Source organism: Pseudomonas sp. ZS1P83 (genome assembly GCF_054897825.1).
Genome location: NZ_CM142706.1, coordinates 2,856,383 through 2,865,594, shown reverse-complemented (window position 1 = coordinate 2,865,594; position 9,212 = coordinate 2,856,383). Strand labels below are relative to the sequence as shown.

The window sequence follows — 9,212 nt, the reverse complement described above, 5'->3', positions numbered from 1 at the left end:
ATCATGACTGCCGATCGAATTCTCGTGACGGGCGGTGCCGGTTTCATCGGTTCGCACCTTGTCGAAGCACTGCTTGAAAACGGTTATAGCGTCCGGGTTCTGGACGATCTTTCTACTGGCAAATTGTCGAATCTGCCGATTGATCGCTGCCATTTGACCTTGGTAGTGGGGGATGTCGCCGATGCACCGACGGTGGAGCGGGCGATGAAAGACTGCAGTGCGGTGGTTCATCTGGCTGCGGTGGCCTCGGTGCAGGCGTCGGTCGAAGACCCGGTCGCTACTCACCAAAGCAACTTCGTCGGTACGCTGAATATCTGCGAAGCCATGCGTCAGACAGGCGTCAGACGGGTGGTTTACGCGTCCAGTGCGGCGATCTATGGCAACAATGGCGAGGGCATGGCGATTACCGAGGACACGCCCAAGAATCCGCTGACTCCGTATGCCGTCGACAAACTGGCCAGCGAACATTTCCTCGATTTCTATCGACGCCAGCACAGTCTTGAACCGGTCATTCTGCGTTTTTTCAATATTTACGGACCGCGGCAGGACCCTTCATCGCCTTATTCCGGTGTCATCAGTATTTTCAGCGAAAGGGCCAAAAAAAATCTCCCCATTACGGTTTACGGTGACGGGGAGCAAACAAGGGATTTTGTCTACATAGAGGACCTCGTAAAGGTCCTGGTACAGGCGGTCAAAGCGTCAAAGCCGAGCATAGGACCGGTCAACATCGGGTTTAACCGATCCACCAGCCTTAACGATCTGGCGGCAGCGTTAAGTGAACTCCTCGGGCGGCCCCTGACGTTGAACTACGACGCGCCGCGTTCCGGTGATATCAAGCATTCGCGCGCCGACAACAGCCGCCTGCTTCAGTGCTTCTCCCCGAGCACGCCGACCTGTTTTGCCGAGGGCCTGGGGCAACTGCTCAGAAGTATGGATTCCGGCGGGCGGTAGAAGAGGCGAGCTCAGTCACCAGCAAATGCTCAGCCAGCACATCATTCAGGAACCGGAACTGATCATTGAGCCCGACCACTTCATTGTTGAAGTGGTTGGCGGCCGCCGGCATCAGCAACGCCTCGAAGTTTTCGTCGAACACCCGTTCGAGCGTTTTGCGCGAAGCGAATGATTGGGAATAGTGGATGATCCTTTCAACCCCAAGCGAACAAACACCAACACCTATACTCAAATTAATAGGCCTTTGAACACCGGACATCCGTTCGGGCAAGTCTGTAGGGAACCGCGATCTTGAACCTGCGTTCGCTGATCGTCGCCGTGTTGGTGGTGTTGGCGGGATGCGTCACGCCTGCGCGTGCCCCGGTGGAAGTGGCGCCGGTGGTTATTTCCCAAAGCACCTGGCAGCGGGTGGATCGTGAGATTGTCACGGCGTCGCAATCGGCCACCGAGCAGACCAAAATCTACGCGCGCGGTGCCATGGATTACTGGCGCACGCGAGTCTATCAACTGACCGAAGAGAACTTCATTCCATGGTTCAGCAGTTACTGGACTCAGGAATGGCTATCGATGAAGGTCAGCTGGTACACCCTCAGCGCCAAGGGCGAGCAGGATGCCTCAGCCAAGCGCTTGGCGGCCTATCTGCTGGAGCAATACCAAGCGCGCGTGCTGGCGCCGGTCGCGGTGGAGATCGATCCCGACGCGATTCTCGGCCTGGCAACGGCGTTCTACGTGGACATTCTTCAGGAAGAACTGCAGCGAATCTCCCAGCGCCACGGCGTGCCGATGGCTCAGCTCAACGGCCGTCTCCAGAAAATCCCCGCCATCGCACTGGGGCCGCCACCCGCCCGCGACGCCTCGCTTTATCAGATCGTGCACACCCAACCTCTGAATACGTTGCCGGCCTACGCGGCGCTGATCGAGAAAATCCACAAGGCGGGCGGCGACAAGGGGGTGGGTTCGACTGACACTGCCATGGCGCCGGTGGCCAAGCGCGCCAGCCAACGGATGGAAGCCGAAATGGTCCCGCGAGGTGCGGCCAGTGCAGTGGCCGCTGCGGCGGGCAAATTGGCCGGGGGCTTGATTTCCGTGGGTGTGGCGGGTATTCGCGCGATCATTCAGGCCAACGACCGGCCGGACAGCGAGGCACTGATTCGCAGCAGTCTGGGCAACACGTTCGACAAGGCATGGCTGAAGCTGGTGCAGAATCCGACCACCGGGGTGATGGCCGGAACGTTGTACATGGCGGCGCAGATCGAAGGCAATCTGGCGGGGAGCGCTGAAGTGCCGTCGGTCAGTTCGGGCAGCGGAGCTGTCGATTTGGGTCCGACGGAATCGACTAACCAGCAGATCGACCCTCTACCCCCAGCAGGAGAATGACCATGTCCTACGTTGATGGCTTTATCGCAGCCGTACCCACCGCCAACCGTGAGAAATTCAAGAAACACGCTGAAACAGCCGCTTCCATTTTCAAGGAAAGCGGTGCCCTTAGCCTCGCTGAATGCTGGGGCGACGACGTGCCTGACGGCAAAGTGACCTCGTTTCCGATGGCGGTAAAACTCAAGGACGACGAAACCGTCGTGTTTTCCTGGATCGTCTGGCCGGACAAAGCCACCCGCGATGCAGGCATGGAAAAACTCATGACCGATTCGCGCATGCAGCAGGACGTCAACCCGATGCCGTTCGATGGTCAGCGGTTGATCTTTGGCGGTTTCGAAATGATCGTCAAGGCCTGAGCTGACGGCAGGATCACTCCGGTGTCGGGGTGGTCCTGCAACTCTTGCGATGACGAATCTCGCTGTCTGTCGGCCGCTCTTTGACGAACTCGAAGCGTGGCTCACCTTCGTTGTAATGAACCAGCCAGCCCCATTCCAGCTCGGACTCATCTTGACCGGGTTTCGGTGGCACGGCCCACCATGGCTCCTTGCTGATGATCGCTCGCATGGCCCCTCCAGTTGAATCGTTTGCATGAACTATAACGTGGATGTCAGGAGGTGCCAGGTATGAGCGACGAATCCCATGAGCCGTTAAAACGGCTGTTTTTTGCCCTGAACTGCGCACCCGAGCAACGTCGGGCCATTGCTCAGTGGCGCAGCGCGCTTGGGCTCAGGAGCGGACGCCCGGTGCCGGCGGAAAACTTTCATCTGACGTTGATGTTTTTGGGCGCGGTTGGCGTGGCACAGATTGCCGATGTCTGCACGGCCGCCGCGAATGTTCGAACGCCGGGTATGCCTTTGAGGGTTGCGCTTGATCGGCTGGATGTCTGGCGCAGGGCAGGGGTGTTGGTGCTTGCGCCTGAGCAGGCATCGTCGGCGTTGCTTCGCCTGGTGTATGCCCTGGAGCAGGCAATGCTGCCGTTTGGCTTTGAGGATTCACCCAAGGAATTCCGCCCGCATTTGACCCTGATGCGCGACTACCGAGTGCCGGTGCCTGAGTCCGCGACGCCTCCCGAGTTTTACCTGCGGGCCGATCACTTCACCTTGTTCGAATCCCATAAGGGCCGTTATCGAGCATTGGCCGAATGGCCACTCATACCGTAATTCCAGGTGCAAAAAAAAGGCGCCCGAGGGCGCCCGAATTCACCTTGACCGAGGAAGCCAGGTGAGGCCGTTCTGCAGATAGGAGTGCAGCGGTGGTAAGGCGCTGCGTGAACGGAAATCTTTGACACCGATCGTTCCCACGCTGAGCGTGGGAACGATCAGTGTCGGGTGAATTACTTACCGAGCTTCACCCGCGTCCACCCGCGAGTCACCACCCGCTGAACACCGATCGGCATGTCCGGAATGGCATACAACGTCGCCATCACAGCCTGCGACGGATACGAACCCGGATCATCCCGAATCGCTTCATCCACCAGTGGCGTCGCGGCCGCGTTGGCGTTGCTGTAGCCGATGTTGTTGGTGATCTCGGCGATGATATCCGGGCGCATCAGGAAGTTCATGAACAGGTAGGCGTTCTCGACGTTCGCCGCGTCCCGTGGGATGGCGACCATGTCATAGAAACTGCCGGCACCTTCTTTCGGAATGCTGTAGTCGACCTCCACTTTGTCGCCGGCTTCCTTGGCGCGAGCCTTGGCTTGCAGCACATCGCCGGAGTAACCGACGGCGACGCAGATGTTGCCGTTGGCCAGGTCCGAAATATATTTCGACGAATGGAAGTACGCCACCGAAGGACGAATCTTCATGAACAGCGCTTCAGCTTCGGCGATCTGATCCTTGTCCTGCGAGTTCACCGGGTAGCCCAGATAGTGCAGGGCGGCCGGGAGCATTTCGGTCGGCGAATCGAGGAAACTGATGCCGCAGGCTTTTAGCTTGGCGGCGTTTTCCGGTTTGAACAGCAGGTCCCAGGAGTTGGTCGGCGCGTTGGCACCGAGTACTTCCTTGACCTTGTCCGGGTTAAAACCGATGCCGATCGAGCCCCACATGTACGGGAAGGCATGACCGTTATCCGGGTCGCTGGCAGCAGCGTTTTTCAGCAGGACCGGGCTGAGGTTTTTCCAGTTCGGCAGCTTCGACTTGTCCAGTTCCTGATAGACGCCAGCCTTGATCTGCTTGGCCAGGAAACTGTTGGACGGCACGACGATGTCGTAGCCGGATTTGCCGGCGAGCAGTCGTGCTTCGAGGGTTTCATTGCTGTCGAACACATCGTAGGTCACGCGGATACCGGTCTCGTCTTCGAACTTCTTGACGGTGTCCGGGGCGATGTAATCCGACCAGTTGTAGACGCGCAGTACCTTGTCATTGGCCTGGGCGCCAGTAGCCATTGCGCCCAATAAGGACAGTGTCAGCAGAGTCCTGCCAAACATTTTCATCGGTACAACTCCATTCTTTTTTTATCAAATCACACAAAGCAAAAATGCAGTGAACACAAAACCTGTGCAGTAAACACAAACCTTGTGGCGAGGGGATTTATCCCCGTTCGGCTGCGCAGCAGTCGTAAAACCAGTGAATGCGGTGTACCTGATACACCGCGGTTGCAGGTTTTGGGGCCGCTTCGCAGCCCAACGGGGATAAATCCCCTCACCACATTAGGCCGTCGCTTCTACCATTTGCTTTTTAGGTTGCTGCCAGGATTCGCTGGCGGTCTGGTCCATGGCTTCCTGGATCGCGCGTTTACGGGTGGCTTCGGCACGGCGGCTGAAATACCAGACCATGAAGGTCACGATCGATACCGCTAACAGAATCAGGCTGGCCACGGCGTTGATCTCAGGCTTCACGCCCAGGCGTACCGCCGAGAACACTTCCATCGGCAGGGTCGTCGAACCCGGACCGGACACGAAGCTCGCCAATACCAAATCATCCAGCGACAGGGCAAACGACATCATGCCGCCGGCCGCCAGTGACGGCGCGATCATCGGAATGGTGATCAGGAAAAATACCTTGAACGGCTTCGCCCCGAGGTCCATGGCCGCTTCTTCGATGGACAGGTCCAGCTCACGCAAACGCGCCGAGACCACCACTGCCACATACGCCGCGCAGAACGTGGTGTGTGCGATCCAGATGGTGACGATGCCACGTTCCATCGGCCAGCCGATCAACTGAGCCATGGCCACGAACAGCAGCAACAGCGACAGACCGGTGATCACTTCCGGCATCACCAACGGCGCCGTCACCAAACCACCGAACAACGTACGACCCTTGAAGCGTGTCACGCGAGTCAGCACAAACGCCGCCAACGTGCCCAGCGCTACAGCGGCAATCGCGGTGTAGCAGGCGATTTCCAGCGAGCGCAGCACCGAGCCCATCAGTTGCGTGTTGTCGAGCAGGCCAACGTACCACTTCACCGACCAGCCGCCCCACACCGTCACCAGTTTCGAGGCGTTGAACGAGTAGATCACCAGGATCAACATCGGCAGGTAGATAAACGACAGGCCGAAAATCAGCATGAACTTTGAAAATCCGAAGCGTTTCATCCCCGACCCTCCATCTCTTTGGCCTGACTACGGTTGAACAGCAGAATCGGCACAATCAGGATCAACAGCATCACCACCGCCAGGGCGGACGCCACCGGCCAGTCGCGGTTGTTGAAGAACTCTTGCCACAGCACACGACCGATCATCAGCGTCTCCGGGCCGCCCAACAGTTCCGGAATCACGAACTCACCGACCACCGGAATGAACACCAGCATGCAGCCAGCGATGATCCCGTTCTTGGCCAGCGGCACGGTGATTTTCCAGAAGTTGTTGAAGTTGCTCGACCCCAGATCCGACGCGGCTTCCAGCAAACTTTGATCGTGCTTGACCAGGTTGGCGTACAGCGGCAACACCATGAACGGCAAGTAGGCGTAAACAACCCCTATATAAACGGCCGTGTTGGTGTTGAGGATCTCGATCGGGTGCGACGTCAGCCCGGTCCACATCAGGAACGCGTTGAGCAAACCGTTGTTGCTGAGAATGCCCATCCACGCATACACGCGGATCAGGATCGCGGTCCAGGTCGGCATCATGATCAACAGCAGCAGAACGTTCTGCGTTTCCTTGCTCGCCTTGGTGATCGCGTAGGCCATCGGGAAACCGATCACCAGGCACATCAGCGTGCTTAAAAACGCGACCTTCAGCGAGCCGAAGTAAGCCGAGATGTACAGCTCATCTTGGGTCAGCAGCGAGTAATTACCGATGTTCAGCAGCAGCTGAAATTTCTGCTCGGCGAAGGTGTAGATCTCTGAGTAAGGAGGAATGGCCAGGGCCGCTTCCGAGAAGCTGATCTTCATCACCAGGAAGAACGGCAACAGGAAAAACAGGCACAGCCACAGGAAAGGAATCCCGATGACGAGCTTTCGACCACTCGGCATCAGCCGCATAAACTGCTGATTGAGTGTTTTCATGAGCGCAGTACCACGCCGCTGTCGTCTTCCCACCACACGTAGACTTTGTCGTCCCAGGTCGGACGTGTGCCACGGCGTTCGGCGTTGGCCATGAACGACTGCACCACCTTGCCGCCAGGCAATTCCACGTAGAACACCGAGTGACCACCGAGGTAGGCGATGTCATGCACTTTGCCTTGGGACCAGTTGTAGCGAGTATCAGGTTTGGTCGTGCTGACCAGCATTTTTTCCGGGCGGATCGCGTAGGTGATCGACTTGTCCTGCACCGAGGTGCTGACGCCGTGACCGACGTAAATCTTCTGCTCCAGGTCCGGGCTGTGAATGATCGCGTGACCTTCAAGGTCTTCCACAACCGTGCCGTCGAAGGCGTTCACGTTGCCGATGAATTCGCAGACCATGCGGCTGACCGGCGCCTCATAAATGTCCACCGGGCTGCCGATCTGCGCGATCCAGCCGAGGTGCATGATCGCGATGCGTTGGGCCATGGTCATGGCCTCTTCCTGGTCGTGGGTCACCATCACGCAAGTCACGCCAACGCGCTCGATGATCTCGACCAATTCCAGTTGCATTTGCGAGCGCAGCTTTTTATCCAGCGCGCCCATCGGTTCGTCGAGCAACAACAGCTTCGGACGCTTGGCCAGGGAGCGAGCCAATGCCACACGCTGACGCTGACCGCCAGACAGTTGATGCGGCTTGCGCTTGGCGTACTGGGTCATATGCACCAGCCGCAGCATCTCCTCAACGCGGGCGTCGATTTCGCTGGAGGACAGGCGATCCTGCTTCAGGCCGAAGGCAATGTTCTGCGCCACTGTCATGTGCGGGAACAAGGCGTAGGACTGGAACATCATGTTGATCGGCCGTTCGTACGGCGGCATGTCGGTGATGTCGACACCGTCGAGCAGAATCCGTCCTTCGGTCGGGCGCTCGAAGCCTGCGAGCATGCGCAGCAGGGTCGATTTACCGGAACCGGAGCCGCCGAGCAGGGCGAAGATTTCGCCTTGATAGATCTCAAGCGAGACATCGTCCACAGCGGTGGTTTCGTCGAATTTCTTAGTGACGCGGTCGACTTTCACCAGCACCTTTTTCGGTGACTGGTGACCTTCAAGAGCCTTCCTGTAGATGCTGGAGGCGTTTGCCATGTGAAACTCCCAACAGGTTTCAGTCGTCGGGCCAACGCGGCCTGACTTAATAGTGGATTGCAAGCCCAAGCCGGTGGTGTCAGTCAGCGCGCGGACCCTGTAGGAGCGAGGCTTGCCCGCGAAGACGGAGTGTCAGTCGACATCATCGTTGCCTGATACACCGCCTTCGCGGGCAAGCCTCGCTCCTACAAGGAATTGCGCTCGCCTGTTCCATACCGGTCGGGCTTATTCGGCGCCGCCGTCCTGGCTGCCTGTTCGTACTTGTTGTTATTGCATTTGTTGTTGTCGTGAGGGACTGGCGCGCAACGGCGCGCCCGTCTGACTCACGGGGGCAGTAAGTGATTAATCGAGTGTTAAGTCAGCGCGTATTGCGCAGCGCCGCCCGTTGCCGGCACGCCTCGCCAAACGCCTGGAAAATACTCAAATAAGGGGGGTTCGAAAGCACCTGCCATTCCGGGTGCCATTGCACGCCGACGGCAAATGCCTTGCTGTGCTCGACCGAAATCGCCTCGATCAAACCATCCGGCGCGACAGCTTCGGCGCGCAGGCCGGGAGCCAGCCGATCGATACCCTGGCTGTGAATCGAATTGACCTGGAACACCTGCGGCAAATCCAGCGCCTCGAACACACCGCCCGATTGCACGTTGACCGCGTGAGCCGCTGCGTACTGCACAGCCAGGTCCGGATGATTCGCTTCCCGGTGATCCAGCATGCCGGGCAGTTCGTGGACCTTTTGATGCAGGCTGCCCCCGAACGCCACGTTCATTTCCTGAAAGCCGCGGCAGATGCCGAGCACCGGCACGCCGGCCGCAATGGCTGCACGCAATAAAGGAAGGGTGGTGGCGTCCCGTTGCGGATCGTGATCCGTACCGGGGGCGCTGTCGGGGCCTTGATAGTGGAAGGGTTCCACGTTCGAGGGTGAGCCGGTCAGCAGCAGACCGTCGAGATGCGCGAGCACATCTTCAATCTCAGTCAGTTCGCCTAAGGAAGGAATGATGACCGGCAGCCCCAAAGCCGCGACGCTGACAGCACGCAAGTACTTGTCGCCGCTGACATGGTAGGGGTGCAGGCCAATCTGTTTGACGCACGCAGTAACGCCGATCAATGGCTTGAGTGCCATTTTTATCACCTCGAAGTTTCACACTAGAACGAGCTTTTCCGGAGCTTAGCCTTGTTGATTTTAATTAACAACTCTCATGTAAAAAATTCTAAACGCCGTACGTCCGAAGTTGAGGATTTACGCGGCTCGCAAGACTGATCTGGCACTCTCGTGCCCAAAAAAGGCCAGAAAATAAACGATGA

At 58.1% G+C, this 9,212-nt stretch carries 11 protein-coding genes; 4 read left to right on the top strand and 7 right to left on the bottom strand.

Annotated elements, in window-relative coordinates; translation table 11 throughout:
• Positions 1 to 3: 3 nt before the first annotated feature.
• On the top strand, positions 4 to 951 hold the full coding sequence (locus tag ACYZT0_RS13655; RefSeq protein ID WP_462046282.1) for an NAD-dependent epimerase/dehydratase family protein: 948 nt from the start codon (positions 4 to 6) through the stop codon (positions 949 to 951).
• Here ACYZT0_RS13655 and ACYZT0_RS13650 read toward each other — a convergent pair.
• On the bottom strand, positions 923 to 1,210 hold the full coding sequence (locus ACYZT0_RS13650; RefSeq protein ID WP_462046281.1) for a hypothetical protein: 288 nt from the start codon (positions 1,208 to 1,210) through the stop codon (positions 923 to 925). The two genes, ACYZT0_RS13655 and ACYZT0_RS13650, sit on opposite strands and share 29 nt — an antisense overlap.
• Positions 1,211 to 1,242: 32 nt before the next feature.
• On the opposite strand from ACYZT0_RS13650, the gene ACYZT0_RS13645 reads away from it, so the two are divergent.
• Together ACYZT0_RS13645 and ACYZT0_RS13640 are read left to right on the top strand one after the other, a co-directional pair.
• On the top strand, positions 1,243 to 2,328 hold the full coding sequence (locus ACYZT0_RS13645; protein WP_462046280.1) for a hypothetical protein: 1,086 nt from the start codon (positions 1,243 to 1,245) through the stop codon (positions 2,326 to 2,328).
• Positions 2,329 to 2,330: 2 nt separating this feature from the next.
• Positions 2,331 to 2,684: a DUF1428 domain-containing protein gene (locus tag ACYZT0_RS13640; protein ID WP_462046279.1), complete on the top strand. Its 354-nt coding sequence runs from the start codon at positions 2,331 to 2,333 to the stop codon at positions 2,682 to 2,684.
• Between the two features lie 13 nt (positions 2,685 to 2,697).
• Here ACYZT0_RS13640 and ACYZT0_RS13635 read toward each other — a convergent pair whose 3' ends face one another.
• Entirely contained in the window at positions 2,698 to 2,892 is a 195-nt protein-coding gene (locus tag ACYZT0_RS13635; RefSeq protein WP_462046278.1) for a hypothetical protein, read from the bottom strand.
• Between the two features lie 59 nt (positions 2,893 to 2,951).
• Here ACYZT0_RS13635 and thpR point away from each other — a divergent pair, with 59 nt between their 5' ends.
• The gene (gene thpR / locus ACYZT0_RS13630) at positions 2,952 to 3,488 is read left to right on the top strand and encodes an RNA 2',3'-cyclic phosphodiesterase (RefSeq protein ID WP_462046277.1); all 537 of its coding nucleotides are present in this window, start codon (positions 2,952 to 2,954) and stop codon (positions 3,486 to 3,488) included.
• A 173-nt stretch (positions 3,489 to 3,661) separates the two neighbouring features.
• On the opposite strand, the gene ACYZT0_RS13625 is transcribed toward thpR, so the two are convergent.
• From ACYZT0_RS13625 to ACYZT0_RS13605, 5 genes are all read right to left on the bottom strand, one after another.
• A complete protein-coding gene (locus tag ACYZT0_RS13625; RefSeq protein ID WP_462046276.1) occupies positions 3,662 to 4,759 on the bottom strand; it encodes a polyamine ABC transporter substrate-binding protein in 1,098 nt (365 codons plus the stop codon).
• Between the two features lie 216 nt (positions 4,760 to 4,975).
• Positions 4,976 to 5,860 carry an ABC transporter permease subunit gene (locus ACYZT0_RS13620; protein ID WP_462046275.1) on the bottom strand — a complete coding sequence of 295 codons (885 nt, stop codon included), beginning with the start codon at positions 5,858 to 5,860 and terminating at the stop codon, positions 4,976 to 4,978.
• A complete protein-coding gene (locus ACYZT0_RS13615) occupies positions 5,857 to 6,738 on the bottom strand; it encodes an ABC transporter permease subunit (protein WP_462046563.1) in 882 nt (293 codons plus the stop codon). Before ACYZT0_RS13615 ends, ACYZT0_RS13620 begins: the two co-directional genes overlap by 4 nt.
• Positions 6,739 to 6,767: 29 nt before the next feature.
• The gene (gene potA, locus ACYZT0_RS13610; RefSeq protein ID WP_462046274.1) at positions 6,768 to 7,910 is read right to left on the bottom strand and encodes a polyamine ABC transporter ATP-binding protein; all 1,143 of its coding nucleotides are present in this window, start codon (positions 7,908 to 7,910) and stop codon (positions 6,768 to 6,770) included.
• Positions 7,911 to 8,268: 358 nt separating this feature from the next.
• Positions 8,269 to 9,030 (bottom strand): gamma-glutamyl-gamma-aminobutyrate hydrolase family protein, encoded by a 762-nt coding sequence (locus ACYZT0_RS13605; protein WP_462046273.1) that lies wholly within the window; start codon positions 9,028 to 9,030, stop codon positions 8,269 to 8,271.
• Positions 9,031 to 9,212: the final 182 nt, after the last annotated feature.